The organism is Streptomyces sp. NPDC054863 (assembly GCF_053610825.1).
The window spans coordinates 1-24410 of record NZ_JBSGZD010000103.1; the positions used below are offsets into that span (position 1 = coordinate 1).

Below are 24410 nucleotides of genomic sequence, written 5' to 3' on the forward strand. Positions count from 1 at the left end.
GGCCCGCTCCCTGCTCGTTCCGGTGGCCGAACCGGAGGGCCGCCCGGCCGACGTCCCCTCGGTCGCCCCCGTCCTCCCCGGCCGGCCCGTCGCGGACCGGCCCCCGGTGCGGGCCCCCGGCCGCGAAGCGGGCGACGGGAACGGCCTGCCGTGCCCGTGGTGCGCCACGCCCAACCGCCCCGACCGGCACTTCTGCGCCCGCTGCGCGATGCCCATGACCCGGCGGGAGGAGCAGTCGCGCACCCGCCTCCCGTGGTGGCGCCGCCTGTTCAACTCCGGTGGGGGCGAGACCCCGTGGGCGGGCGACCGCCCCCGGATGCGGCGCACCTTCGAGAGCGTGCTGCGCTGGGTGTTCGCCGCCGTCGTCCTGGGCCTGCTGATCGTGGTGGGGGTCAACGCGCCGACCGCCGTCCAGGCCACCCGTGACCACTTCGCCAAGCGGGCCCCCGTCACGCCGGACGACTTCGGTGCGTCGCGCGAGTTCCCGGGCCACAAGCCCGCGCTCGCCTTCGACAAGTACAGCAACACCTGGTGGGGCCCCGGCGTCCCGGAGTCGGGCGAGGGCGAGTGGATCGAGGCCCGCTTCGACGAGCCGACCCGACTGCTCGACCTGATCGTCACACCGGGCGTCTCCAGCAAGGCGAACCGGCTCGGGGAGTCGGCCCTGCCGCACCGGCTCAAGGCCACGATCACCACGAAGGACGGCAGGATCACGACACGTACCCTCACCCTGGACCAGGGCCCCGGAGGCCAGCGACGCGCCTTCCGCGTCGGGGACGTCACCAAGGTCCGCTTCACCGTCGAGTCCGCCTACGGCGCCGACGCGAAGAAGCAGGTCGCCCTCGCCGAGATCGAGTTCTTCGGCCCTTCGCGCGGCGACGGCGCCTGAGCCGGGCAACAGAGCCTGAGCCGGGCAACGCACGGCACCTCCTCCGCAGTCACGCCGGTCACGCCGTCCCGCAGCGGCTGCGGAGGAGCTCCACGCCCTCGCCCTCCAGGTCGTCGCGGTAGGCCGAGCGCCCGGTCATCGCCATCACCAGGGCCGAGGTGGTTCCGGAGACGAGCGGCCCGGAACCGGCCGTGAGAGGACCGTCCTGCGTGACGAGTCGCAGGCCGCCGATACGACCCTTGGCAAGGACCACGAGGTTCGAGCCCCGGTAGTAATCGGCCACCGCCGTGACCACCTCGACCGGACAGTCACGGCCGATGCCCAGCGGACGCCTGACGTCCGCTCCGTGCACGAGGGTCTCGCCCAGCATCGCGACGGCGGGCAGCGGCGGCTTGGTCGTGCTCAGGACCACGCGCCGGAACCTCTCCAGCGTCTCGGCCGGAGCGGCAACCAACTGCTCCGCCAGCCGCATGGCCACCTGCTTGTCGGCAACGGCCCGCACTACGGCGACGACGAGGAGGACGCAGCAGACGGACTGCTGCGGGACTGCGTGCCACACGGAGGCCGCGCCCTCAACCGCCCACTCTCGAACCAGGGCTGTGATGGTGTCCATGCCTCTTCATCTCCCGACCCACGGGAAGTGTTGAGCAGGCATCGAGGTCCTGCGATCGCGTTCCGGCGAAAACGCCCCGCAAGCATGCGTGGCAGGGTGAGCGCATGGCGACGAACCGCGAGTGCTCACCCGATCTCCACCCTGCCGGATCCACCCCGTGGCCGGACACGGCCACCACCCACACCGATCTCCGTGCGGCGAAGACCCTCGTCTACGACCCCTGCGGGTTCACCTGCTCGCAGCCGGTCCCCGAAGCCGAGAGCGCCGAGTACGCCGCCCACGCGTTCACCCTCGACGGACTCGCGATCCGGTTCCGCGCAGCCAGGACGACGCCCACCAAGGTCGGCCAGTTCGTCACCGTGTGGAAGAGGTCCCCCGGCGGCCCCATCCAGCCCTTCGACGTGACGGACCCCGTCGACCTCTTCGTCATCAGCACCCGCGACCAGCACCACCTCGGCCAGTTCGTCATCCCGACGGAGGCGCTCCACCGGCACGGAGTCGTGTCGGCGGACGGTTCCGGCGGCAAACGGGCCTTCCGCGTCTACCCGCCCTGGGTGACCACCACCAACCGCCAGGCCGGGAAGGCGCAGGAGTGGCAGCTGGACCACTTCCTGCGGCTGCCCCGGGACGGGCCCGTCGACTGCGCCCGCGCGCGAGAGCTCTACCGCCCCTAGAGCGGCCCAGGCCCCGCCCCCAGGATGGCCGGATGGATCAGGACGAACGGCCGCTTCACTCCTCGTCGTTCGGCGCGGTGGCGCCCGCCTACGCCGAGCACCGTCCCGACTACGCGCAGGATGCGGTGAGTGGGGCCCTTGAGCCCGCGTCGGGCCCGCGCGTGCTCGACCTCGGAGCCGGAACGGGCAAGCTGACCGCCACGCTGATCGCGCTGGGTGCCGAAGTCACCGCGGTGGAACCCGACGCGGCGATGCTGGGCGAGCTGCGCCGCTCGCTGCCGGGGGTCCGTTCCCTGGCGGGCTGCGCCGAGGCGATACCGCTGCCGGACGCGTCCTTCGACGCCGTGCCGGCAGGCAACGCCATGCACTGGTTCGACATGGCCGTCGCGGGACCCGAGATCGCCAGGGTCCTCGCACCCGGCGGAGTCCTGGCCGGTCTGTGGAACGTCATGGACGACGGGGTCGAGTGGGTCGCCGGGCTCGCGCGGGCCGACCGGAGACCGCCCACGGGGGGTTCACCCTCCCGATGCTGACCGGCGTGCTGCGTGTCCGGCGACCGACCGGCTGATCCTGCGGCGTTCAGACAGCACGCCGCCGGCGGACGAGACGGTCCAGGGACAGGGCGCCCGGTCCGGTGAAGACGAGCAGCAGGAACGCCCAGGAGTAGAACGCGGCGATCTCACCGCCGTTGTCCAGGGGCAGCAGGCCCTGTGACGCATGGGTGCCGAAGTAGGCGTACGCCATCTCTCCGGAACAGACCAGGGCCGCCGTACGGGACCCCAGGCCGAGCATCACCAGCGTGCCGCCCACGAGTTCGATGACCGCGGCGTACCAAAGGGGCCAGGAACCGAAGGCGACGGTGTCGATCCGCGGCCCGGCAGCCGGGCCGATCAGGCCGAAGAGCGCGCCGAAACCGTGGCAGGCGAGAAGGAGCCCGACGACGATGCGGAAGAGCGAGAGGACGTACGGTCCGGCCGCCTCGACCCGCCGGACACTCGGATCGGACCGCCCCGCCGAACGCGTGAGAGACGTGGGAAGCACGGGTGTCTCCTTGTTCGAAGTGGTGGAGCGAGCAGGCACTGCTCCGTCCTCACCATCTCCTGGGCCGTCTTCACCGCGCGTCGTACGGCTGTCGGTTCGTGGCGTACTCCCGGGGCAGTAGCGAGGAGGCCCGGCCCGGGGTCGGGTCGGGGTCGGGCCGGGCGCCCCGTGAGCCCGCCCGGAACCGTCATGGTCTTAACAGGACGCCCAGCGTGCGCAGTCGGCTGCGCAGCCTCCGCCGCGCATACCGGTCCGACTGCGGAACGAGGGCGCCCCAGGAGGCGTGGAGATCGACGGAGCGGGCGGCGTGCAGGTGGCGCAACTGGTCGGGGTGCAGCGGATACATGGTGGTGCTCCTGTCCTGTCCTGGGGCAGAGATCGCCAGGGGCAGGCACGGAGGCCTGGAGGTGATCTTCGGGATGGGAGCCACCGTAGGACGGCGGGCGAGTGCGGCGCGAGGGGATTTATTCGGCCACGCGGCGCCCCCGGGCGGTGGGCCACGCGGCTACGCCGGCCGGAAGGCGAGGACCGTGTTGTGGCCGCCGAAGCCGAAGGAGTTGCTCAGGGCCAGCCGGACACTCTGCGGCAAGGGGGCTCCGGCCACCAGGTTCACCGGGGCCGTGTCCGGATCCGGCTCGTGGAAATTCGCCGTGGGGGGTACGAGACCGTGCTCGACGGTCAGCACGGTGAGCGCGGCCTCGACGGCTCCCGCCGCGCCCATGGTGTGCCCGATGACCCCCTTCGCCGAAGTGACCGACGGCGGCCGGTCGCCGAACACGCGGTGCAGCACCGAGGCTTCGGCCCGGTCGTTGAGCGGGGTGCTCGTGCCGTGTGCGTTGACGTGGTCGACGTCGGCCGGGGCGGCCCCGGCCGAGCGCAGGGCCTCGGCCACGGCACGCAGGACCCCGCCGCCCGCCGGATCCGGCGCGACGGGATGGTGGGCGTCGGTGGAGGTGCCGTACCCGGCCAGCCTCGCGCGGACGGGCGCGGAGCGGGCATCGGCGTCCGGGCCGCGTTCCAGGACGAGTACGCCCGCCCCTTCGGCCAGTACGAATCCGTCCCGCCCGCGGTCGAAGGGGCGAGAGGCCGCCGCCGGGTCGTCCTGGCGCCTGGACAGCGCGCCCATCTTGGCGAACGCGGCGGCGCACAGCGGGGTGATCATGGCGTCGCTCCCGCCCGCCACGGCGATGTCGCAGGCGCCGCTGCGCAGCAGCAGGACCGCGGTGATGAGCGCGGTGGCCCCGGAGGAGCACGCCGTGGCGGTGTGCAGCGCCGGACCCTGTGCGCCCAGGGCGATCGCCAACTGCCCCGAGGCCATGTTGGGCAGGAAGGAGGGCAGGGTCATGGGCGAGACGGCCCCCGGGCCCGAGTCGACGAGCCGTCGGTGCTGCTCCTCGTACGTCGAGACGCCGCCGGCCGCGGACCCGAGGACCACCGCGACCCGGGGCGGGTCCCAGGACGCCGGGGACAGCCGGGCGTCCCGTACCGCTTCGTCGGCCGCCGCCAGGGCGAACTGGGTGAACCTGTCGAACCGCCAGGACCGGGCGCCCGGCACGTGCGTACGGGGGGCGAAGCCGGGGACCCGGCAGGACAGGGAGACCGGCTGCCCGGCGAGCGACGGGTCGTGGGCGGCGGTCGGCTGCCCCGCACAGACCCGCGCCCAGGTCTCCTTGGCGCCCACTCCGGCGGGCGTGACGAGCCCGATGCCCGTGACGGCGATGTCGCCCCGCGCCGGACTCCTCGTCATGTCCGCTCCGCCCGTCCGGCCGCCGGATGCCCGGCGTCCAGCTGGGACCCGACCGCCTCGGTGACCTGACGTACCGTCATGTCGCCGGTGGCCGCGCCCTCCTCCAGCGGGACTCCGTAGTGGTCCTGGAGGGTGACCAGGAGTTCCACCACGGCGAGCGAGTCCAGCTCCAGCGCGTCGAGGCAGACATCGGGTCCGATGAGGGCGGCATCGACTTCGAACTTGTCGGCGAGCACGGTCACGAGGTGGTCGTAGACGGCCTGCATGGCTTCCTCCTGGATGCGGTGTGTCCGGTGCGAGCGGGGGTGGAACGGGGTTCGGGGTCGGCGGTGCACGGCACGGCAGACGGCCAGCGCAGCGCGACCGAACCCCAGGTCAGACCACCGCCGAAGGCGGTCAGCAGACTGCGCGAGCCCGGCGCCACGCGGCGCTCCGCGACGGTGTGGGCCAGCGCCAGGGGGATGGACGCCGCCGCGGTGTTGCCGACCTCCCGGATGTTGCCGAAGCGGCTCTGCGGGGGCACCCCGATCCGCTCGGCGACCGAGTCGAGGATGCGCTGGTTGGCCTGGTGCCCGATGAAGGCACCGAGCCCTGCGGCCTCCCAGCCCGCGTGGGCGAGCACGGTGCGCGAGGACTGCGTCATGCGCTGCACCGCCTGCGCGTACACCTCGCGGCCCCGCATGCGGAAGTAGCGTGCGTCGCGCTCCAGGCGGCGGGAGGTGTCGGGGGAGCGCGAGCCGCCCGCGGCGATCGCGATCAGGTCGCTGCCGGAGCCGTCCGCGCCCAGGTCGACCGCGGTCACCGCGCCCGGCTCGCCGTGCTCGCCGTGGCCCAGCAGTACCGCGCCCGCGCCGTCCCCGAAGATCAGGGCGGTGTCCCGGTCCATGGGGTCGACGATGGTCGAGTACGTCTCGGCCCCGATCACCAGGGGCCTGGCGCACACCCCGCTGCGGATCAGCGCGGTGGCGACGGTCAGGCCGTAAAGGAACCCGGAGCAGACCGCGGCGAGGTCGAAGGCGGGCACGGTGCCCAGGCCCAGCCGGTGCGCCACCTCCGGTGCGGTGGCCGGGCAGCGCCGGTCGGGGGTGGTGGTCGCCACCAGGACGAGGTCCGCGCGGGCGTCGGCGGACGCCATGGCGGCGCGGCCCGCCGCCGTCGCGAGGTCGCCGGTGCTCGTTCCGGGACGGACCTGACGGCGGTGGGCGATTCCCGTACGGGTGCGGACCCATTCGTCGGTGGTCTCCAGACCGCCGCGGCGGGCCACGTCCTCGTTGGAGAGGACCTGCGGGGGGAGGCAGGAGCCGAGACCGGTGATCACGGCGGTGGGGGCGAGGTTCGTGGGCGTGCGTTCTGTGGGGGAGTGGTCTGTCATCGGCACTTTCCTGAATCTCCGGAGGGCGCGCCGGTCACCCGGCGAGGAAGGGCGAGGGGGGTTTGGGGATGCCGGCCAGTCCGCAGTCGGGCACCGAGGCACCGCCGTCGAGGAGCAGGGCCTGCCCGGTGAGGAAGGACGCCGCCGGGGACGCGAGGAAGAGGGTCGCGTGGGCCACTTCGTCGGGCTCCGCCCACCGGCCCATCGGCACGTGCGCCATCAGCCAGTCGGAGAGCGGTCCCACCTCCTGGACCGAGGCCGTCATGTCCGTACGGGTCCAGCCGGGACACAGCGCGTTGACCCGGATGCCGTCGCGCGCCCAGCCGACCGCGAGGGAGCGGACGAGGGAGATCTGAGCCGCCTTGGTCGCCGCGTACGCCTCCATGAGGGGAGCGCCGACGACCCCGGCGAGCGAGGACATCAGTACGACAGCGGCGCGGGGCGAGACGCTGAGGTGGCGGTGCGCGTGCCGGCACAGGGCGGCCGTGGCGTTGAGGTTGACCGAGACCACCTGGTCCCAGGAGTCCTGGGTGGAGGCCTGCAGCGGGACCATGGCGGGGCTGCCGTCGGGCTGCGAGGGCAGGATGCCCGCGTTGTGCACGAGGACGTCGAGACCGCCGAGTGCTTCCGCCGCCTCGTCGACGATCCTGCCCGCCGCACCCGGTTCGGCGAGTTCGCCCACCACGCGCACCGCGTCGTGGCCCTCCTTGGCCAGCAGCCGCGCCGTGTCGTCCAGGGCTGCCGAGGTACGGGCCGACAGGGCCAGCCGGCCTCCGGCGCGGGCGAGGGACACGGCCACCGCGCGGCCGATGCCGCGGGAGGCGCCGGTGACCAGGACGCGGGCCCCGTCGAGCCGGAAGGGGTCGAAGGCGGGGGCGGTGGCGACGTCGTGGGTCGTGGTGCTCATGAGGGGCTCCTTCGCCCGGTGCGTACGGGGGCGTGGGTGTGGGCCGGGACGTCCGATGTATCCGGGATGTCCGGTGCTGCCTGTGCGTACGGAGGTGGGGGTCGGTGCGGCGGTGCGGCGGCGCCGGTCCTGTCGGCGGCCGTGGTGGGGAAGAGCCGGATGGAGGGGGCTCCCGTCCACTTCAGGAGGGCTCCGCCCCAGGTGAGTCCGGCCCCGAAGACCGCGATGAGGATGCGGCCTCCGGTCGGCAGGCTGCCTCGCGCGGCGGCGCTGGCCAGGGCGTACGGGGCGCTCGCGGCGCCGATGTTGCCCACCTCGTCGCCGACGATGGCCATCCGGTCGCGCGGGATGCCGATCCGGTCGCCGAGGCTGCGCAGCAGGACCGGGTTGGGCTGGTGCACGATGAAGGCGTCGATGTCGTCGAGTGCGATCCGGTGCCGGGTGAGGGTCTCGTCGACGATCACCGGGAAGATCTCCGCGATGAAGTCGCGCACCGCCCGCCCGTCCATGTGGATCCGGTGCCGGAGGCCGTCGACGGTGTCCGTACTGGCCGGTGCCCGGCTGCCGCCCGCAGGGATCAGGACGTGGTGCGCGCCCGTTCCGTCGGAGCCGAGGCGGAAGTCCTCGAAACCGCCGTCCGCCGGAACGGACCCGAGTACCGAGGCCGCCGCGCCGTCGGCGAAGAGGACGGCGGTGCCCCGGTCCGCGGGGTCGAGGAACTTCGAGTAGACCTCGACGCCGACCACCGCCGCGTACCGGGCCGACGGGTTTGCGGTGAGCCAGTTGTGGGCGACCTGGGTGGCGAACAGCCATCCCGAACAGGCCGCTCCGACGTCGAGGGCCACCGCGCGCCGGGCCCCGGTGAGCGCCTGCACCCGGCAGGCGGTGGAAGGACCGAGCTCGTCGGGCGTGGAGGTGGCCACGATCAGCAGGTCGAGCTGGTCGATGTCGATGCCCGCCGCGGCGACGGCGGCCCGTACCGCAGCCGCGGACAGGTCGGAGGCGGCCTCCTCCGGTGCCGCCGTGTGCCGCGACCGCACCCCCGTGCGCCGGCCGATCCAGTCGGCCGTCACGCCTGCGGTGTGCGCCACCTCCTCGTTGGTCCGTATGTGCCGGGGCAGATAGCTGCCCATGCCGAGGACGCCGATGCGCCGGCCCGTGGGACGTGTGGTCATGTCGGAGCTCCTTGGTGCCAGGTCAGGGTCGTGACGAGTGCTCCCGGGTAGTCGTCGGCCGCGAGGGGAGCGCCCACGAGGGCCGCCGGGTGGCCGAACGCCTCTTCCAGCAGCGGAAGTTGGGGCACCAGCCGGTCGCACAGCTCATCGGCGGTCTGCTCCAGTCCCGCCGTCCGGCCGGGCCGCAGGGTGCCCGAGGCGAGCAGCGATCCGGCCCAGTGCCGGGCCGCGACCACACCGTGCAGCGCGGCGAGCGCGGACAGGGTGTCCCGCGTCGCCCGGTCCGTGGCGCGCCCCAGGGACCGCGCCACGTCCTGCGCGGTGAGCCGGGCGGCGTAGACCTCGCCCAGCTCTCCCGTCCTGAGCAGCAGGGGGTTCCAGAGCTCGAACCCTTCGGCGCCACGGGCGACTCGTGCGTCGTGGACGCGCCGCAGCTGCCCGGCCAGCCGCCGCTCGTGGGCCTGGACGACGGCGGGCCACCAGGCCGGGTCCGACGCGTCGGGGAAGGACGGGTCCTCGGACGGGGCGGCCGGGAAGGACGGGTCGTCCTCCGGCGGGGCGGCCGGGTCGGCCTCGGCGACCAGGGCCTGCCCGAGGTCGTAGAGGATCAGCTGGCTGTCCCCTCCGGCCGCGTCGAAGGCGTGGTGGAAGCCGTGGTATCCGGCCAGCCGGTTGGCATCGAGGTGGCCCGAGTAGCCGCAGAGGCGCTGGCAGGTCGCGGTGACGCGGGCGGCGGCGCGCACGGAGTGCGCCTTGTAGGCCGACAGCGGGCGGCTGACGGCCGACCACGGTGCGAAGGTCATCGCCCGGCCGGTCCTCGCGCCGCTCGCGTCCGAAGTGCCGTCGTCGTCCGCCGTACGGCCGTGCGGGCGACCAGGTGCGGGGCCGTACGGCCGAAGCAGGGCCCTGGCCCGGTCGGCGGCGCAGGTCAGGGCGAACGCCTCGGCGAAGGCGCCCAGTACCGCGTACTGATGGCTCCGGTACGACAGCAGCGGAGTGCCGGGAGCCAGCCGCCCCTGGGTGCGGCGCTGTCGCGCGTACCGCAGGGCCAGGACCGCGGACTGGCGGGACATGGCGGCGGCGGCGGACGGCAGCGTTCCCCAGAGCCCCTGGCCCACGCACAGCGTGCGGCGCAGCCGGTCGTCGGGGCCGGGCAGCGGGTCGAGGAAGACGCCGTCCGCGGTGAGGGAGGCGTCGTCGCGCAGCCACCGTTCGTACGGCAGTCGGACACCGCTGAACCGTACGAGGGCGTAGTCCAGGGGCAGGGCGCCCAGTTCGAGCGGCGAGGAGATCCCCACCCCCGGCAGGGGGCCGCGGCCGTCGCTGAGGTCCACCACGAAGGAGAAGACGCCGCAGTCGTCGCCGCGCACCCGCAGCCGGGCCAGGACGACGACGGTGCGCGGCGCCCCGTGCGCGGCGACCCCGCAGAACTTCGCCGCCCCGTCGTCGGGGGTGTCCAGCACGAACTCGCGGGTCTCCGGGTCGAAGACGGCTTCGGTCCGGGTGGCCAGATGGCTGTTGGCCTGGCCCGCCTCGGTGATGAGGTAGCCGCCCTTGGCCCGCCCGGTCTCCAGCGCGTCGAACTCGTCCGCCAACGCGCCGTGGTCCGGTGCCAGTTGTGCCATGGACCCCAGGCAGAGCACCTGGTGGGTGATCAGGGTCATGCAGAGCGCGGGGTCGCTGACCGCCGCCCAGGAGAGCACAGCGGCGAGCTGGTCGGGGTCGGCGAGCAGCTCCCGGGCCGGCGGCAGGCAGTCGCACAGGGCCCGCAGCCGCCCGGTCAGGCGCTCCTCGCGGGACGTCGGCGGCCCGTCCCCGGGAGCGGGGTCGCAGGCCAGTGCCTTGTGGAGCAGATCCAGGACGTGCGGTGGGCACGTGCCGTGGGCGAGACGGTTCAGATGAGTCACCAGCGACGGGGCCGGCGGGGTGGGGGACCCGGTGGACACAGAGCACCTCCAGGGGGTTCGGCATGGGGGTCCGGGAGCGCGGGGGTGTGCGGGGATGCGTACGAAGGAAGGTGAGGGGAGACGAAGGTGGGGTGGCCGACCGTCTCCGGTCAGGTGGCCGGGGCTTCGGGCAGCCCGGCGGGGGCTTGCGGCAGCCCGGCCCGGGCGGGCGACGCCCAGTCGAAGTCGCCGTCCGCGAGCGGCGCGTGGACGGTGGGCCCGTCGGCGGCCAGCACCCTGCCGACGCTGCGTACGAGGGCGCTGCCGGTGCCCGCCTCGTAGAAGGCGGAAGCACGGAGCTTTCCGAGCCGCCCGAGGACGTCGGGCAGCCGGACGGGCCGGACCAGGCAGTGCGCCAGCCGCAGCGCGAGGTCGTCGTCCTCGGCGTAGCGTCTGCCCGCCACCGCCGAATGGACGGCGGTACGGGCCTCGGCGGCCGGGTAGCGGCGCACGGCCCGCGCGAAGCGTTGCGCCTGGGAGGTGTACGAAGGGTGGTGGGAACCGAAGGGGAGCCGTAGGCGCACGGCCGCCGTTCCGCTGTGGCGCGCTTGCTCCTCCACCCGGTCCAACTGGGCGAGCGGACCGCCCACCAGGGTCTCGGTGTCGTCGTTCACACAGGCCACGACGGTGTCCGCGGTGTCCGCCAGGACGATCAGCCGTTGCGCCGCGCGCTCGTCGCAGGACAGGAGGGTCAGGCCTCCGGGACAGGTGGCGAGTACGAGAGCGAGATCATGGGCGATGCCCGCACCGTCGGCCACGGTGTAGACGCCGGCCGCGGTCAGCGCCGCGATCTCCCCGAAGCTGACCCCGAGCACCGCGTCCGGCTCACCGAGGCGGGCGCACAGCGCGCGGTGCACGCTCATGCTCGCGCCGAACAGGGCGAGTTGGAGGGTGCCGGGGGCGGCGTGCGCGAGCTCCCTGCCACCCGGCGGGCGGTCGCCGAAGAGCCAGGGACGCAGCGGACGCAGGCCCCGGCCCACCGCCGTCCCGTCGATTTCCTCGAACACGGATTCCGCCGTGTGCCGAAAGGGCTGCCACCCGGCAGTCCCGCGCAGCAGCACGCTGAGGGCGAAGTCCCCCTGACCGGGGAACACATGGACCGTAGTGGGCATGACGCACTCCCTCCGACGTGACCTCCACCGCCCGCCGCGGGTTTCGGCGGGGCATATGCGGCATGGACGTGTGGGCCGGTTGTGCCGCACTCTGAAGCGTGCTCCAGTTCCGGCCCGGCACGGTCTCCCGCACGGCGCCAAGGTGTTGAAAGTCAGCCGATGTTGAAACTCCTCTCGGCTCCCGCCGAGCCGCGCCTCCCGTCCGCCGTCCTGTGGAGGAGACCGCTTTGCCCGCGCCCCGACCGCCGAACCCGACCCGACGCCCCCCGAACCAGATGCTGCGGGCCCTGCTCCGCGAAGCCGGGTGGAGCGGGGCCCGGTTCGCACGCGAGATCAACACCGTGGCCGCCGAACTCGGCCTCGCCGTGTCCTACGACAGGACAGCGGTCAGCCACTGGCTGGCCGGCACCAGACCCCGCCCTCCCGTGCCCGAGTTCGCGGCAGAAGTTCTCTCCCGCCACCTGGGCAGAAGCGTCGACGCCGTGGAAACTGGCCTCGCCGCGCCGCGCGCTCGGCGCGGCCCGGACCGGACACCACGGGGAGGCGGATCCGCCTTGGACGATCTGGAGCGGCTCGGGGCCCTGGCCGGCCGCCGCGACGCCGCGCGCACCGGCGTCTTCTCCGTGGCCCCGCTCCTCGTGCCGGGCTGGGACTCCCTGCTGCCGAGCGCCCTGCCGGCCGCGAGGACGGGGCCCCCGGCCCCACCGGACGTGACTGCCGCGAACCTGTTGCTCTCGCTCTTCTCCCGGCACGAAGCGGCTTTCGGCGGCGGCCAGGTACGTGATCCGCTGCGCGCCTACCTGGCCACCACCATGACCGCCTGGCTCCGGCAGAGCACCGCACCCGGGGTGCGGGGCAAACTCCTCACCGTGGCGAACCAGTTGACGTACCTCTGTGCCTTCACCCACTTCGACGCCAACCTCCAGGCCCACGCCCAGCAGTACTACCTCACCGGAATCAAGCTGGCCCGCGAGGCCGGGGACCGGGTCGGGTTCGCACTGGGCGCCCGGGGACTCAGCGTCCAGGCGCTGTCGCTGGGACACGTACGGGAGGCCGACACCCTGGCGCAACTCGCCGTCCGCGTCGGTGCGTCGCAGGCCCCCGCGCACCAACAGGCCCTGCTGCTGGGGCATCTGGCCGTCACCCAGGCACACATCGGCAACGGGCGGGCCGCCGCCCGGCACTTCATCGATGCCGAGAAGCGACTGGAGGCCTCCGACAGCTCTCCCACTCCGGTGGGTGCCTTCCACTCCAGTTCGCTGGCCCTCCAGCACGCCGCCGCCGCCCGCGCACAGTCGGACCACGCGCGCGAGGCCCAGCACCTCCAGTCCTCGCTGCGCGGGCGCCCCCAGGAGGAGAACCGCGCACGGTCCATCAGCCTGGCGACCCTCGCCGAGGCACAGTTGAACGCGGGGCACCTCGACCGGGCCTGCCGGACCTGGAGCGCCTTCCTCGACCTCTATGAGAACGTCAGCAGCGCGCGGGTCCACGACCACCTGCGCGTGCTGATCTCCCGTCTGCGTCCCCACTCCGCCCACCGCGGCGTCCCGCCCGTGCTGGATCGGGCCGGGTCACTGGTGGTGCGCCAGGCCGACCGCTGATCCGCCGCCGCTGCGGGTTGGCTGGAACTGGCAGTCACCCGGCGGGGTGAAGAAAGCATTCTGCCGCGGCCCCCGATGCCCAACGCTGGTGAGTGAGCGCGGAGTCCCCCGCCTCGACCGGGCTTCCCCTCCCGGCATTTCCGCACCCACACCATCGAACAGGACCATGAACCGCAGCGTCCTTCTGGAAGAGTTCCCCTGTGCACTTCCTCCCTCAGCACCTCTGACCGTCGCGACCTCCTGGACCCACCCGCGCAGGGGGCAGGTGCGCTGTCCCGCGCACCCGCTGCTCTCCTCGGCCGCCGACCGGGCGGGCACCCCTCCCGGGCAACGGGCCTTCACCGCGCACGACCTGGCCGCGGACACCGCGGAATTCAGCCTGATCACGGTCTCCTACGAGGACCGTCACTCGGTGACCACCGGTCTGGCCGTGGCGGTACGGGCGGACGACGAGCAAGCACTGTCCTTCGCACGCGGCCAGATCCGCCAGTGGCGGTCCGTACTGCGTACCCGGCGCCTGCTCCTGCCCGACCAGGACTTCGCCCCGGCCCCGGCCCTCTCCCTCCCGGCGCAGACCGCGGCACGGTGGAGCGTGTGCGGCTGCCCCGCTTCGGCCGGCTGCCAGGCCGCCAAGGACGCCGCGGCGACGGTCCGGGCCTTCCGGGAGCGCGGCGACCACGTCCTGCTGATCGGCGGCCCGCTCCCGGCCACGGCGGCCGAAGCACCGTTCACCGTAGAGGAGCGGGCCGGCCTGACGGAGATCCGCACGCCCGAACAGGCGGTGAGTCTCGTGATCGAAGACCCGTCCGTTCTGGCGTTCGTCGTCACCCCAGGAACCCCGGCTGCTCGGCTGTCGCCCGTCCTGGCCGTGCTGCGCCGCCGACTGCCGGGGCTGCGCGGGCAGCATCCGAGCCAGTGGTGTTATGCGATGACGGACTGGTGGCAGGCGGCGGAGGCCGTCGTACAGGAGAGCGACCTGGTCCTCGTCACGGGTTCCGGCCACCACCCCGGCGCGGCGGTGACCCGCGCGGCGGCCGAACGCCTCGGCGTCCCGGTCCACTCGATCGATTCCCTGGACGAGCTCCGCACCACGCATGTGGACGCCGCGACGATCACCCTCGTCGACGCAGGAGCCACCGGCGCCGGGCGGAACGCCGTGGCCGGAGTCCTGGCGGGGCTCGGACCGTGCAGCACGGTCCGCCGCACGGTCCGCTCACGGCGGGAACCGGCGCCCGCACGGCAGCACCTGCCCGCCCCGGGACGGGTCCCGGGGCCTGCGGGACCCGGCCCGGCCGACATTCCCTCGAACCGGGAAGAACGCTGAACGGGGCGCGCGCTACCGCGAGTTGATCGCCTGCAGCATGTTCAGTCGGGCCGCCCGGCCGGCGGGCCAGATCGCGGCGAGGATGCCGACGGGCAGGGCCAGTACGAGGAACAGGGCAAGCCGCGGCCAGGGCAGCGCCGTCGTGTACTCGGGCAGGCCCGAGGCCGTGAGGCTGCCGCCCGCCCAGGCGAGGAAGGCGCCGGTGCCGATGCCGAGGACCGCACCGAACAGCGAGATGACGACCGACTCCAGGCGGACCATCCGGCGGATGCCCCTGCGGTCCAGGCCGATGGCGCGGAGCATGCCGATCTCGCGGGTGCGCTCGGACACCGACATGGCCAGGGTGTTGATCACGCCGAGGACCGCGATGACGACGGCCATGCCGAGCAGCCCGTACATCATGTCGAGCATCAGGTCGATCTCGGCGAAGCCCTCCTTGGCGAGCTGTTCCTGGCTCTGCACCTTCAGCAGCGGGCTGTTGCCGAGCGCGGAGCGGATCTCCCGGTCGAGGCCCGCGGAACTGCCGGGTTCGGCCTTCACGAGGACGCTCTCGTACCTGCCGCCCTCGGCGTACGGCAGGACGTCGCCGAGGTCTCCGACGACGCCTGCCAGGGCGGGGTTCTCCCGATAGACGCCGACGACGGCGAGGTTCCTGAGGCGCGCCGGCTTCCCGGACTCCGGGGCGAACAGGTCCTTGGTGAAGTGGCCCCGCACGGTGTTGCCGGTCCGCAGGCCCGTCTGCTGCGCGTAGGTCTCGGAGACCGCGATCCTGCCGGGCCCGACCGCGTCGGCCGAGCCGCCGGTGAAGTCGAGGTCCGCGACCTTGTCGAGCTGCTGCGGGTCGACGCCGGAGACCACGGCGTACTGGCCGTTCACCGTCAGGCCGGCCGAGGCGAGAGGGGTCGCTCCGGCGACGCCCGGGACGTCGGCCACCTTGTCGCCGAGGGCCGGATCCAGGCCCAGGTACGAGGCGTTGACGACCCGGTAGTCGGCGGTGAGGCCCTGCACGGCCGCCTTGCCCACGGCCTGGTGGGCGGAGTTGCCCACCACGGTCAGGCCGGTGATCAGGGCGAGGCCGATCATCAGGGCCGATGCGGTGGCGGCGGTCCGGCGCGGGTTGCGCAGCGCGTTCTCCCGGGCGAGCCTGCCGCTGACGCCGAAGAAGCGGGTGGTGACCCGGCCCGCCAGGGACACCAGCGGCCGGGACAGCAGCGGGGCCAGCACGATCGTGCCGGTCATGGTGAGGCACGAGCCGGCCATGGCGAGCAGCAGGTTCTTCTGCGCGCCGTTGCCCAGGGTCGACACGTACAGCATGACGGCGACGCCCGCGCCGGTGAGCAGCACGCCGAGGACGTTGCGTACACGCATGCCACGGACCGCGGTGGGCGCCTCCACGCTGCTGAGCGCCGCCACCGGGGCGATCTTCGCGGCCTTGCGGGACGGCAGCCAGGCGGCGAGCACCGTGACCAGGACGCCGACGGCCAGGGAGCAGAGCAGTACGGCGGGCGAGACGACCAGCGGTCCTGCGGGGAGCCCGGCACCGCCCGCGTTGAGCAGCGGACGCAGCCCGGCGGCGATGCCGAGGCCCAGGGCGAAACCGGCCACGGACGCGGCGAGTCCGAGGACTGCGGCCTCGACGAGTACGGAGCGTACGACCTGACGGCGGGAGGCGCCCACGGCGCGCAGCAGGGCGATCTCGCGGGTGCGCCGGGCGATCAGCATCGTGAAGGTGTTGGCGATGATGAACACGCCCACGAACAGGGCGATCCCGGCGAACACCAGCAGCATCTTGGTCAGCGCCTCGGTGTTCTCCTCGGTCTTCCGGGCCTGCCGGGCGGCGAGTTCGGGGCCGCTCGTCGCGGTCGCGCCCTCCTTCGGCAGCAGCGCGCGGACCTGCTCGGTCAGGGCACGCCGGTCGGTGCCGGGCGCGGCGGCCACCGAGATCTCGTCGAACCGGCCGGGGGAGAGGAACAGCCCCTGAGCGGTCCTCGTGTCGAAGAGGGTGAGAGTGCCGCCCGCGACGACCCGGGGGTCCTCGGTACGGACGGTGCCGACGAGCTTCTTGGTGAGGGCGGGGCCGGTCGTGGCGAACCGAACGGTGTCGCCGATCCGGTAGCCGGCCTTCTCCGCGGTCGTCGTGTCCAGCGCCAACTCGCCCTCGGAGGCGGGCCCGTGGCCGGACGCCAACGGGTACCGGGCGTCCTTGCCGTCGGCCCCCGGGGCGTAGTCGGACGCCAGGTTCTGCCAGTTGCTGTCGGCGTTGACGGGCTCGCCGTCCTTGCGGGCGAGGGTCGCGCTGCCGTTCACGGAGGGCCGCACGGAGGTGACGCCGGGCAGGTCGCGGACGCGGTCGACGAGACGGGGGTCGAGGCCGACGACCGGCTTCCCGCCCCCGTCTCCTTCCCGGTCCCTTCCCCCTCCCCCTTCTCCTTCCCCGGACCCGGGGACGTCGGCCTGCACCGAGACCGCCACGTCCTTGAGGTTCTTGCTGGAGGCGGCACGGAAGGCGTCCGTGACCGTGTCGCCGAAGACGAGGGTGCCGGAGACGAAGGCGACGCCGAGCGTCACCGCGAGCGCGGTCATGAGCAGTCGGGCTTTGTGCGCGAGGACGTTGCGCAGGGCTGTTCGCAGCATGGAGAAGGTCCAGAGGGTCCGGAGTGACGGGAATGACGGGAGGTACGGCGCGCGGGGGCGTGAGGGCGCGGTGTGTGTGGCTCAACTCGTACGGTTTGTGGCGTCGAAGCGCCGCATCCGGTCGAGGACGCCCTCCGCGGTCGGGGCGATCAGCTCGTCCGTGAGGCGCCCGTCGGCGAGGAACACGACGCGGTCGGCGTGCGCGGCGGCCACCGGGTCGTGGGTGACCATCACGACGCTCTGGCCCAACTCCCATACGGATTGCCGCAGGAAGCCCAGGACCTCGGCGCCCGAGCGGGAGTCGAGGTTGCCGGTCGGCTCGTCCGCGAAGATGATCTCCGGCCGGGAGGCGAGGGCGCGGGCCACGGCGACGCGCTGCTGCTGCCCGCCGGAGAGCTGGCCCGGCCGGTGGCGGAGGCGGGCCGACAGGCCCACGGTCCGTACGACCGCGTGGACCCACTCCTGGTCCGGGCGGCGGCCCGCGATGTCCATGGGCAGCGTGATGTTCTCGTACGCGGTGAGCGTGGGCAGCAGGTTGAACGCCTGGAACACGAAGCCGACCTTGTCGCGGCGCAGCCGGGTGAGGTCGCGGTCGTTCAGGCTGGCGAGTTCGGTGTCGCCGATCCGGGCAGAGCCCGAGGTGACGGAGTCGAGACCCGCCATGCAGTGCATCAGCGTCGACTTGCCCGAGCCCGACGGGCCCATGATCGCGGTGAAGCGGCCTCGTCCGAACTCCACCGAGACCGAGTCGAGGGCGACCACGCGGGTCTCCCCGGTGCCGTAGACCTTGCTGAGCCCGGTGGCGCGGGCCGCGACGTGGGTGGCCGGGGCGTGGATCGGGGCGGGTGCGGCTCCATGGGACACGGCTGCTCTCCTGTGACTTGGGCGTGGGGACAGGGGCCGACCGGGGTGGTTGGTCGGCCTCGTTCCATGCTCGGCGCGCGCTGCGGCCGATCCGTAGGTCTCAGGGCGTGCATGCGCGGCCTGCCGAAGGTCGGGCGGGGTGTGGAGGCGTGGTCCTTGCGGCGGACCGGGGGTCTTACTTTGGGCAGAGGGGGCGGATGGGGAGGTCGGAGAGCGGCCACCAGCCACCAAGGCCACCAAGGGCCCGTCAACCGCTGTGATGCCGACGGAAGTTGATCGCGCCCCGGGGCACACCTGAGGCGAACCGACCCCGGCCCCGACCCTCGCCCTCCGCACGAACCGGCCCCGGCTCCTGGCTTCGGCCCCGGCTCCTGGCCCCCGCCTTGGCTTCCGCCCCGGTCCCGGTCTGGGCCCCGGCCTCCGTCCCGGTCCCGGCCCCCGGCTTCCGGCCCCCGGCTCCCGGCCCTGGCTTCCGCCCCGGTCCCGGCCCCTGGTCTCCGGCCCTGGCCCCTGGCCCCTGGCCCTGCGGGCGAACCGGCCCTGGCTCCCGGCTGCCAGCCCCGGTTCGTGGCCCTCCGGCCTTGGCCTCCGGCTCCGGCTTCCGGCTTTCGGCCCCGGTTCGTGGCCCTCGGCTCCCGACCTCTGGCTCCTGGCCCCAGTTCGCGACCCTCGGCTTCCGGCCCCGGTTCGCTGCCCCCGGCCTCTGGCTTCCGGCGCCGGTTCGCGGCTTCCGGCTATGGTTTCCGGCTATGGTTTCCGGCTATGGCTTCCGGATCCGGCTTCCGGCCCCCGGCTCGTGGCCTCCGGCCTCTGGCTGGCTCCCGGCCCCCAGTTCCCAGCTTCCGGCTTCCGGCTTCCGGTTTCCGGCCCTCAGGCGACCAGGCCCGCTCGGTGTGCGAGGAGTGCTGCCTGTACGCGGCTTTCGCAGGCCGTCTTTTCCAGGATGGACCCGACGTGGGTCTTCACCGTGCCCACGCCGATGCCGAGCCGTCGCCCGATCTCCAGGTTGGCGAGTCCCTGACCGAGCATCACCAGGACCTCGCGTTCGCGGTCGGTGAGCCGGGCGAGGCGTGCGCTGCCGTCGTCGGTGGCGTGCGGGGAGCCGCCCTGCAACATGCGGCGGATGACGGTGCCGGTCACGCCGGGGGAGAGGACCGCGTCGCCTGCCGCCGCCGCGCGTACCGCGGCGATGAGTTCCCGCGGGCCGTCGTCCTTGAGCAGGAAGCCGGTGGCGCCGGAGTGCAGGGCACGCGTCACGTTCTCCTCGTCGCCGAAGGTGGTGAGCATGACGACGCGCGGCGCCGGTTCGAGGGCCAGGAGCCGCTCGATCGCCGCGAGCCCGTCGAGCACCGGCATCCGGACGTCCACCAGGGCGACGTCCGGCCGGAGTTCGGCGGCGAGCTCCACGGCCTCCGCGCCGTTCGCGGCCTCCCCGACGACGTCGATGTCGTCGGCGTGCCGCAGGATCAGACGTACGCCGTGCCGGATCAGCTCCTCGTCGTCGGCGAGGAGTACACGGACGGCGGCGGGCTCGGTCATGGCTGCTGCTCCTGGGGGCCGGTGGGTGCGCCCGCCGTGGAACCGGTGGGCGTGGGCGAAGGGGGTGCCGAAGGTGGCGCGGGCGCCGGGGTGCCGGGTGGCTCGGTGACCAGGGGGACCGTGAAGCGGTCGATGGCGGTGAGGGTGTCGCCCGTGAAGCAGTAGCGGACGAGCGCCAGTTCGCCCCGTGCGCGGCGCTCAGGACCGCTCGCCGAGGACGGGTACAGGCAGCTGGTCGCGGACTCGGGGCGGGCCGGCTCGTGCCCCACCGCCGCGGCACGTGCCTCGGCGCTGTCCATGGAGGTGGCCGACCGTACCTCCTGGAGGCTCATGCCGATGCGCGGCGGCCCGGGCTTCTCGATCTTCGGGCCGGGCGTCACCTCGCCGACGAGGGTCATCCCGAACAGCGTCATCACGCTCACCCCGGCGAGCCCGAACAGCCCGGCCGCGGCGCCGGCGAGCTGTCGCCGCACCGCGGTCCCGGCCCGCCCGGAGGGCCCTTCGGGCTGCTCGGCGTACGCGGCCGGGCCCGCCTGGCCTGCCTCCGCGGACAGGTCCGGCTCGGCCGGCAGGCCCGCCGACACCGCGAACCCGCCGGCCGGGGCCGGGCCCGCGTCCAGGGTGCCGCCGAGCAGCGCGACGCGTTCGCGCAGCCCGGTCAGCCCCCGCCCGGTGCCGACCCGGCCCGGGGTCCCGGCACCGGAGGGCGTCGGGCCGTTGCGCACCGCGATCGTCACCCGTTGCTCGTCGTGCGTGATGCGGACGTCGACGCGGGCGCCGGCCGCGTACCGGTGCACGTTGGTCAGGGCCTCGCGCACCACACGGTGCACGGCGCGGCGCACCCGGGCCTCGCGGCCGTCGAGGTCGGGTCCTTCCCAGGCGAAGTCGACGAGGAAGCCGCCGGCGCGGGACTCGGCGACCAGGGACTCGACGTCGGAGCGGGTGCCGGTGGCATCGGTGAGGGCCTCGGTGCCGGTGTCGCGGCCCAACGGGCCGAGCACGCCCAGGACTTCGCGCAGCTCCCGCATTGCGTCCTGGGTGGCGCCGCGCACCAGGGCGGCCTCGTCCTGGAGGTCGGGCGCCTGCTTCTGCAGGGCGAGCTCCAGGCCGCCCGCGTGCAGCGAGATCAGACTGAGGCGGTGCCCGACCAGGTCGTGCATCTCGGCGGCGATCCTGGACCGTTCGTGGAGCCGGGCCGCGTCGTCGGCCTGACGCTCGGCCTCCTCGGCCGCGGCGGTGCGCTCCCGCAGCGCCCGCAGCAGCCGGTCCTGCTGGCCCGCGGCGGCACCCACCAGGCCGGGCACGAGCACGGTGGTGGTGGCGAGCACCGCGCCGACGGCGAGGCCGACGGGGTAGAGGCCGATCCCGGAGGACGGGGCCGACACCGCGCAGCAGGCGGTGGCGAGGGCACTGCCCACGAGCAGCACCACGCCGCGGCGCCGGGCGTCGACGAGCTGCCGGGATGCGGTGTACGAGGCGACGGCGGTGAGCAGCCCCACGGCCGGGACCGCGCCGACGAGGGCGGCGAGCCCGAGCACGGAACTGACGGGACACCGCCGCCGCACGACGAGCAGGCCGATCGCGAGCAGGACGAGCAGCACCCGGAGGGCGGCGGGCAGGGCGTTGCCGAGCTCGTTCACGACCAGGAACGCGAGGATCACCAGGACACCCGCGCACACCGCCTCGACACCGGCCCGCCGGGACAGGAGGGAGGGCATACGGTCGATTATCGGCCACCGCAGGCCAGGGGCGTACGCCTGAAGGCCGAGCGGAGCCTCTGCCTTTCGGCAGAGACACACCCCGGCACACCGTCCGGTGCCCCGCCCCGCGCGCTCGGGCCGCGGCGGATGCCAGCAGCGTTCAGATTCCCGGAGGCGCAGCAGTGGCGTCCCGTCCCAGGCCTCGGCGGATCGCGATCTCCACGGGGGAGTACGCGCCGTCGGCCCGCTCCAGTTCGTACGGTGCGGCCGGCATCAGCGGCGGCTGAGCCATGAAGCGTGGCCGCGTCCCGTGGTGCGGCTGGGCCGCGTGCACCAGGAACGGATGGCACAGGAAGACGTCGCCGGGGGACCCGGTGGCGAGGGCGAGTTCCCGGTGGTCGGACGCCGCCACCAGGTCGGGTGCGAGGGCCGGTCCGTCGGCCCCTTCCTCCCCGTACCGCTCCAGCACCTTCGGTACGTCCAGGTGGGAGCCGACCCGGATCCGGGTCGGGGCGTCCTGTGCACCGACCTCGCTGAACAGGAACAGCATCAACAGTGCCCGGCCCCGGGAGCGCAGATTGGTGAAGTACCAGCTCTCGCCCTCCGGCAGATAGCTCCCCTCGATGTGCCAGCCCGCGTCGTCCGGCTCCGTCGCGTGCGGGAAGCGCAGCGGGAACGTGCCCAGCGAGTAGCGCGGCTCCCAGCGTCCCGCGCCGACGAGGAGGTCGTACGCGCGGTGCAGGGAGGGGGAGTTGGGTGCGGCCGCGAACGGTCCCTGCGCCAGGCCGGCCACCCAGTGCACGGGCTGCGTCCACGTCGCCGGATCGTCCGGGTCCATGCCGGTCTCCCGCCACAGCAGCCGCGCGCAGTCCGCCGCCACGCGCGGCGCGACGGCGCCCTGAAGCTTCACGAAGCCGTCGCGGAGGAATCGGGATACCAAGGTCGTGTCGTCCATGGCCCCATCGTGCGGCGGCACCGGTCCCCGGCACCCGACATTTCCCGCACCGCCTCTGTCGGGTGCCGGCTCAGGCGGAGCAGCCCGCCTTGACCTGCGCGGCAACCGTCAGCGCACCGGGCACTTCTTCCAGGAGAAGTGGTACTTGGTGTTGAAGCTGCCGTCCGAGGAGTCCATCGTCATGAAGCTGTTGGTCGTCTTCGTGTTGGAGCTTCCGGCGTCCACGAGCAATTCGGTGTTGATGTTGAAGTTCCTGGTGACGCCGCACGGCGCGAAGATGAGCGCTTCGAGGCCCGTCCGGTCGCTGGCCTGCCAGTTGTTCTTGTACGGTCCGCGGAAGGTGTGGCTGCGGCGGTCCGTGCCCGACGTCCCCTGGAAGTAGTAGCTCGCCTTCTGCGTGGCCGACGCGCCGCGCTCCAGGTCGGCGAAGCCCCGGTAGTCGGCCTGGACGACGGCATACGTGTACCCCTGCGGGACGTTGACGCGCAGCCCGAGCTGGCAGTTCTTGCGGAAGTCGGTCGGCTTCGCGCCCTGCCCCACCTGGGCGAGGTACTCGCTGTACGTCACGGTGAACGCGGTGTTGTCCGGCGAGACGGCCACGGCGGCACTGCCAGGACGGCAACCGGAGCCGTTGACCTGGACGAGGTTGATGGTGACCCGGTCCTGCGGGGCGGCGCCGGCCTGCGCGGGGCCGGCCGGGGGAGCGACGGCGCTGGAGGGGGCGAGGACGGCGGCCGTGAGTGTGGCCGCCGCGCCGATGAGTGCCGCTCTGAACATGGAAGTTCCCTTCGGTCCCGGCGCCCCTGCCGATCCGGTCGGTGGGGTCGGCCGATTCCAGAATTTAACACGGTGTGACGGAATGTGTGCACCGAGTGAAGTTGGTGGATCTTCTGCGCCGCCGGGGCTAGGTCTCCGGCGCGAGGAGCTCCGGGAAGTGGCGCAGCTGCGTCCGGCTGGTCACGGCGAGTTTCGCGTACGCGTGGGACAGGTGGTGGCCGACGGTGCGGGGGCTGAGGTGGAGCCGGGCGGCGATCTCCTTGTTGGTGCGGCCCCGGGCCGCCTGCCGGCTGATCTGCCATTCCTGCCGGGTCAGGCCCAGTCGGGCGGTGGAGTCCGCGGGCAGGGGAAGGCCGTGCGCGAGTTCTCGCTCCGCCCGGGCCTGCCAGGGGGCGGCGCCGAGCGAGCGGAAGATCGTACGGGCTGCTTCGAGGGCGGTGCGGGACTCCGCCCTGCGGCGCAGTCTGCGCAGGCATTCGCCGTGCAGGAGGTGGGCGCGCGCGAGGTTGAAGGGACGGTGGGGGGTGCGGGTCGCCTCGGCCTCCACCGCCCTGACGTGGTGGGTCAGCGCGGTTTCCTGGTCCTCGGCGAGCAGGCCCCTGATGCGGTGGGCGGTGACCCAGGAGGTGCCCGTGCTGCCCGCGCGCGCCTCGTAGGCGGTGCAGAACTCGCGGACCTCGTCGACGCGTCCGGCGAGCGCGGCTGCCTCCGCCACGTCCGCCGCGATCAGCGCGGCGGTGGGCGGATGGGCCGAGGGGCCGGTGGCGGCGAGTACGGGCAGCCAGTGGTCCAGGGCCTCGGACGCGCGGCCGAGGCCGAGCTCCAGGAGGCCGAGGGCGGTGTGGGCCAGAGCGGTCATGAAGGTACGGGGATGGGGCGACAGGAGCCGCAGCCCGGTCTGCACGTGGTGACGGCTGCGCCGCTCGTCGCCCCGCAGCGCCGCCAGCCAGCCGAGGCTGATCTCGTTGGCCGCCTCGACGGCCACCATGCCGTACTCCTGGGCCAGTTGGAGGGATTCGCCCAGGTGCAGGCCGGCCTGTTCCCAGTGCCCCGCGAGGATCTCGGTGGCGGCGAGTTCCGTGAGGACCTCGGGCAGGTGGGCCTGGGCGGTGCCCGTGCGGCGCAGTTGGCCGGCGCGGGCCTGGTAGGAGTCGGCGGCCAGGTCCTCGGTGTCCGTGGAGACCGCGTGGAGCGACGGGACGTGGCCGGGGTCCGGCCGTGGGTCGTCGGGTGGGCGCACCAACTGCGAGCGCGGCCAGTCGTTCCCGGCCGCGGGCCCGGGGACGGGGCTCAGGCTGAGCCGGATGCGCTGCGTCAGTTCCCGGGCGAGGTCCTCCCGTCCGGCGAAGGAGGGGAGCCCGTCCGCCAGGGCGGCGAGACCGGCGAGGTCGCCGTGGGACCACAGCGCCCGTACGGCCAGGTGCAGAGCCGCGGAGGCCTGGTCGGGGTCGGTGGGGGCCAGCAGGTGGGCGGCCTCGGCGGACAGCCGGCCCGCCCGGGCCGCCGATCCGCTGAAGTACTCGATCAGCCCGTGCAGGGC

21 protein-coding genes are annotated in these 24410 nt (G+C 73.7%); 5 read left to right on the top strand and 16 right to left on the bottom strand.

All coding sequences use genetic code 11. From position 1 onward, the window contains the following. Positions 1 to 889: NADase-type glycan-binding domain-containing protein (locus tag ACWGIG_RS19625; RefSeq protein ID WP_453322889.1), on the top strand; the 889-nt coding region annotated here is incomplete at its 5' end. 58 nt (positions 890 to 947) lie between these two features. Here the strand turns inward: ACWGIG_RS19625 and ACWGIG_RS19630 are convergent. Then, positions 948 to 1502, bottom strand: a complete 555-nt coding sequence (locus ACWGIG_RS19630) for a maleylpyruvate isomerase family mycothiol-dependent enzyme (RefSeq protein WP_453322890.1) — start codon at positions 1500 to 1502, stop codon at positions 948 to 950. Positions 1503 to 1606: 104 nt separating this feature from the next. Between ACWGIG_RS19630 and ACWGIG_RS19635 the strand changes: the two genes are divergently transcribed. Continuing rightward, positions 1607 to 2176: a MepB family protein gene (locus tag ACWGIG_RS19635; RefSeq protein WP_453322891.1), complete on the top strand. Its 570-nt coding sequence runs from the start codon at positions 1607 to 1609 to the stop codon at positions 2174 to 2176. 32 nt (positions 2177 to 2208) lie between these two features. Continuing rightward, the gene (locus ACWGIG_RS19640; protein WP_453322892.1) at positions 2209 to 2709 is read left to right on the top strand and encodes a class I SAM-dependent methyltransferase; all 501 of its coding nucleotides are present in this window, start codon (positions 2209 to 2211) and stop codon (positions 2707 to 2709) included. 46 nt (positions 2710 to 2755) lie between these two features. On the opposite strand, the gene ACWGIG_RS19645 is transcribed toward ACWGIG_RS19640, so the two are convergent. The 8 genes from ACWGIG_RS19645 to ACWGIG_RS19680 all read right to left on the bottom strand — a co-directional run bounded on the left by ACWGIG_RS19645 (position 2756) and on the right by ACWGIG_RS19680 (position 11476). Then, on the bottom strand, positions 2756 to 3217 hold the full coding sequence (locus tag ACWGIG_RS19645; protein WP_453322893.1) for a DoxX family protein: 462 nt from the start codon (positions 3215 to 3217) through the stop codon (positions 2756 to 2758). Positions 3218 to 3722: 505 nt separating this feature from the next. Beyond that, entirely contained in the window at positions 3723 to 4964 is a 1242-nt protein-coding gene (locus ACWGIG_RS19650; RefSeq protein WP_453322894.1) for a beta-ketoacyl-[acyl-carrier-protein] synthase family protein, read from the bottom strand. Beyond that, complete coding sequence (locus ACWGIG_RS19655) at positions 4961 to 5230, bottom strand: acyl carrier protein (protein WP_453322895.1); 270 nt, start codon at positions 5228 to 5230, stop codon at positions 4961 to 4963. Before ACWGIG_RS19655 ends, ACWGIG_RS19650 begins: the two co-directional genes overlap by 4 nt. Further along, on the bottom strand, positions 5203 to 6336 hold the full coding sequence (locus ACWGIG_RS19660) for a beta-ketoacyl-ACP synthase III (protein ID WP_453322896.1): 1134 nt from the start codon (positions 6334 to 6336) through the stop codon (positions 5203 to 5205). Before ACWGIG_RS19660 ends, ACWGIG_RS19655 begins: the two co-directional genes overlap by 28 nt. 34 nt (positions 6337 to 6370) lie before the next feature. Beyond that, positions 6371 to 7243 carry an SDR family NAD(P)-dependent oxidoreductase gene (locus tag ACWGIG_RS19665; protein WP_453322897.1) on the bottom strand — a complete coding sequence of 291 codons (873 nt, stop codon included), beginning with the start codon at positions 7241 to 7243 and terminating at the stop codon, positions 6371 to 6373. Then, positions 7240 to 8418, bottom strand: a complete 1179-nt coding sequence (locus ACWGIG_RS19670; RefSeq protein ID WP_453322898.1) for a 3-oxoacyl-ACP synthase III family protein — start codon at positions 8416 to 8418, stop codon at positions 7240 to 7242. The genes ACWGIG_RS19665 and ACWGIG_RS19670 overlap by 4 nt, the downstream gene beginning before the upstream one ends. Beyond that, positions 8415 to 10364 carry an acyl-CoA dehydrogenase family protein gene (locus ACWGIG_RS19675; protein WP_453322899.1) on the bottom strand — a complete coding sequence of 650 codons (1950 nt, stop codon included), beginning with the start codon at positions 10362 to 10364 and terminating at the stop codon, positions 8415 to 8417. The genes ACWGIG_RS19670 and ACWGIG_RS19675 overlap by 4 nt, the downstream gene beginning before the upstream one ends. A 110-nt stretch (positions 10365 to 10474) precedes the next feature. Further along, positions 10475 to 11476 (bottom strand): acyltransferase domain-containing protein, encoded by a 1002-nt coding sequence (locus ACWGIG_RS19680; protein ID WP_453322900.1) that lies wholly within the window; start codon positions 11474 to 11476, stop codon positions 10475 to 10477. Between the two features lie 227 nt (positions 11477 to 11703). On the opposite strand from ACWGIG_RS19680, the gene ACWGIG_RS19685 reads away from it, so the two are divergent. Continuing rightward, positions 11704 to 13077 carry a hypothetical protein gene (locus ACWGIG_RS19685; protein WP_453322901.1) on the top strand — a complete coding sequence of 458 codons (1374 nt, stop codon included), beginning with the start codon at positions 11704 to 11706 and terminating at the stop codon, positions 13075 to 13077. 166 nt (positions 13078 to 13243) lie between these two features. Next, positions 13244 to 14401 carry a 4-hydroxy-3-methylbut-2-enyl diphosphate reductase gene (locus ACWGIG_RS19690; protein WP_453322902.1) on the top strand — a complete coding sequence of 386 codons (1158 nt, stop codon included), beginning with the start codon at positions 13244 to 13246 and terminating at the stop codon, positions 14399 to 14401. A 12-nt stretch (positions 14402 to 14413) separates the two neighbouring features. Here ACWGIG_RS19690 and ACWGIG_RS19695 read toward each other — a convergent pair whose 3' ends face one another. The 7 genes from ACWGIG_RS19695 to ACWGIG_RS19725 all read right to left on the bottom strand — a co-directional run. Further along, complete coding sequence (locus ACWGIG_RS19695) at positions 14414 to 17035, bottom strand: ABC transporter permease (RefSeq protein WP_453322903.1); 2622 nt, start codon at positions 17033 to 17035, stop codon at positions 14414 to 14416. Between the two features lie 81 nt (positions 17036 to 17116). After that, positions 17117 to 17899 (bottom strand): ABC transporter ATP-binding protein, encoded by a 783-nt coding sequence (locus ACWGIG_RS19700; protein ID WP_453322904.1) that lies wholly within the window; start codon positions 17897 to 17899, stop codon positions 17117 to 17119. Between the two features lie 870 nt (positions 17900 to 18769). Next, the gene (locus ACWGIG_RS19705; RefSeq protein WP_453322905.1) at positions 18770 to 19438 is read right to left on the bottom strand and encodes a response regulator; all 669 of its coding nucleotides are present in this window, start codon (positions 19436 to 19438) and stop codon (positions 18770 to 18772) included. Then, positions 19435 to 21156 (bottom strand): sensor histidine kinase, encoded by a 1722-nt coding sequence (locus tag ACWGIG_RS19710; protein WP_453322906.1) that lies wholly within the window; start codon positions 21154 to 21156, stop codon positions 19435 to 19437. Before ACWGIG_RS19710 ends, ACWGIG_RS19705 begins: the two co-directional genes overlap by 4 nt. Positions 21157 to 21298: 142 nt before the next feature. After that, a complete protein-coding gene (locus ACWGIG_RS19715; RefSeq protein WP_453322907.1) occupies positions 21299 to 22093 on the bottom strand; it encodes a phytanoyl-CoA dioxygenase family protein in 795 nt (264 codons plus the stop codon). 108 nt (positions 22094 to 22201) lie between these two features. Next, positions 22202 to 22870 (bottom strand): DUF4360 domain-containing protein, encoded by a 669-nt coding sequence (locus ACWGIG_RS19720; RefSeq protein ID WP_453322908.1) that lies wholly within the window; start codon positions 22868 to 22870, stop codon positions 22202 to 22204. A gap of 127 nt (positions 22871 to 22997) precedes the next feature. Further along, a partial coding sequence (locus ACWGIG_RS19725; RefSeq protein WP_453322909.1) for a LuxR C-terminal-related transcriptional regulator occupies positions 22998 to 24410 on the bottom strand: 1413 nt, incomplete at its 5' end.

Excerpts from the sequence above, each read along its gene's own strand:
- ACWGIG_RS19630 (WP_453322890.1), bottom strand. The coding sequence starts at position 1,502 with ATGGACACCATCACAGCCCTGGTTCGAGAGTGGGCGGTTGAGGGCGCG.
- ACWGIG_RS19635 (WP_453322891.1), top strand. The coding sequence starts at position 1,607 with ATGGCGACGAACCGCGAGTGCTCACCCGATCTCCACCCTGCCGGATCC.
- ACWGIG_RS19640 (WP_453322892.1), top strand. The coding sequence starts at position 2,209 with ATGGATCAGGACGAACGGCCGCTTCACTCCTCGTCGTTCGGCGCGGTG.
- ACWGIG_RS19650 (WP_453322894.1), bottom strand. The coding sequence starts at position 4,964 with ATGACGAGGAGTCCGGCGCGGGGCGACATCGCCGTCACGGGCATCGGG.
- ACWGIG_RS19655 (WP_453322895.1), bottom strand. The coding sequence starts at position 5,230 with ATGCAGGCCGTCTACGACCACCTCGTGACCGTGCTCGCCGACAAGTTC.
- ACWGIG_RS19660 (WP_453322896.1), bottom strand. The coding sequence starts at position 6,336 with ATGACAGACCACTCCCCCACAGAACGCACGCCCACGAACCTCGCCCCC.
- ACWGIG_RS19665 (WP_453322897.1), bottom strand. The coding sequence starts at position 7,243 with ATGAGCACCACGACCCACGACGTCGCCACCGCCCCCGCCTTCGACCCC.
- ACWGIG_RS19670 (WP_453322898.1), bottom strand. The coding sequence starts at position 8,418 with ATGACCACACGTCCCACGGGCCGGCGCATCGGCGTCCTCGGCATGGGC.
- ACWGIG_RS19680 (WP_453322900.1), bottom strand. The coding sequence starts at position 11,476 with ATGCCCACTACGGTCCATGTGTTCCCCGGTCAGGGGGACTTCGCCCTC.
- ACWGIG_RS19690 (WP_453322902.1), top strand. The coding sequence starts at position 13,244 with ATGAACCGCAGCGTCCTTCTGGAAGAGTTCCCCTGTGCACTTCCTCCC.
- ACWGIG_RS19695 (WP_453322903.1), bottom strand. The coding sequence starts at position 17,035 with ATGCTGCGAACAGCCCTGCGCAACGTCCTCGCGCACAAAGCCCGACTG.
- ACWGIG_RS19705 (WP_453322905.1), bottom strand. The coding sequence starts at position 19,438 with ATGACCGAGCCCGCCGCCGTCCGTGTACTCCTCGCCGACGACGAGGAG.
- ACWGIG_RS19710 (WP_453322906.1), bottom strand. The coding sequence starts at position 21,156 with ATGCCCTCCCTCCTGTCCCGGCGGGCCGGTGTCGAGGCGGTGTGCGCG.
- ACWGIG_RS19715 (WP_453322907.1), bottom strand. The coding sequence starts at position 22,093 with ATGGACGACACGACCTTGGTATCCCGATTCCTCCGCGACGGCTTCGTG.
- ACWGIG_RS19720 (WP_453322908.1), bottom strand. The coding sequence starts at position 22,870 with ATGTTCAGAGCGGCACTCATCGGCGCGGCGGCCACACTCACGGCCGCC.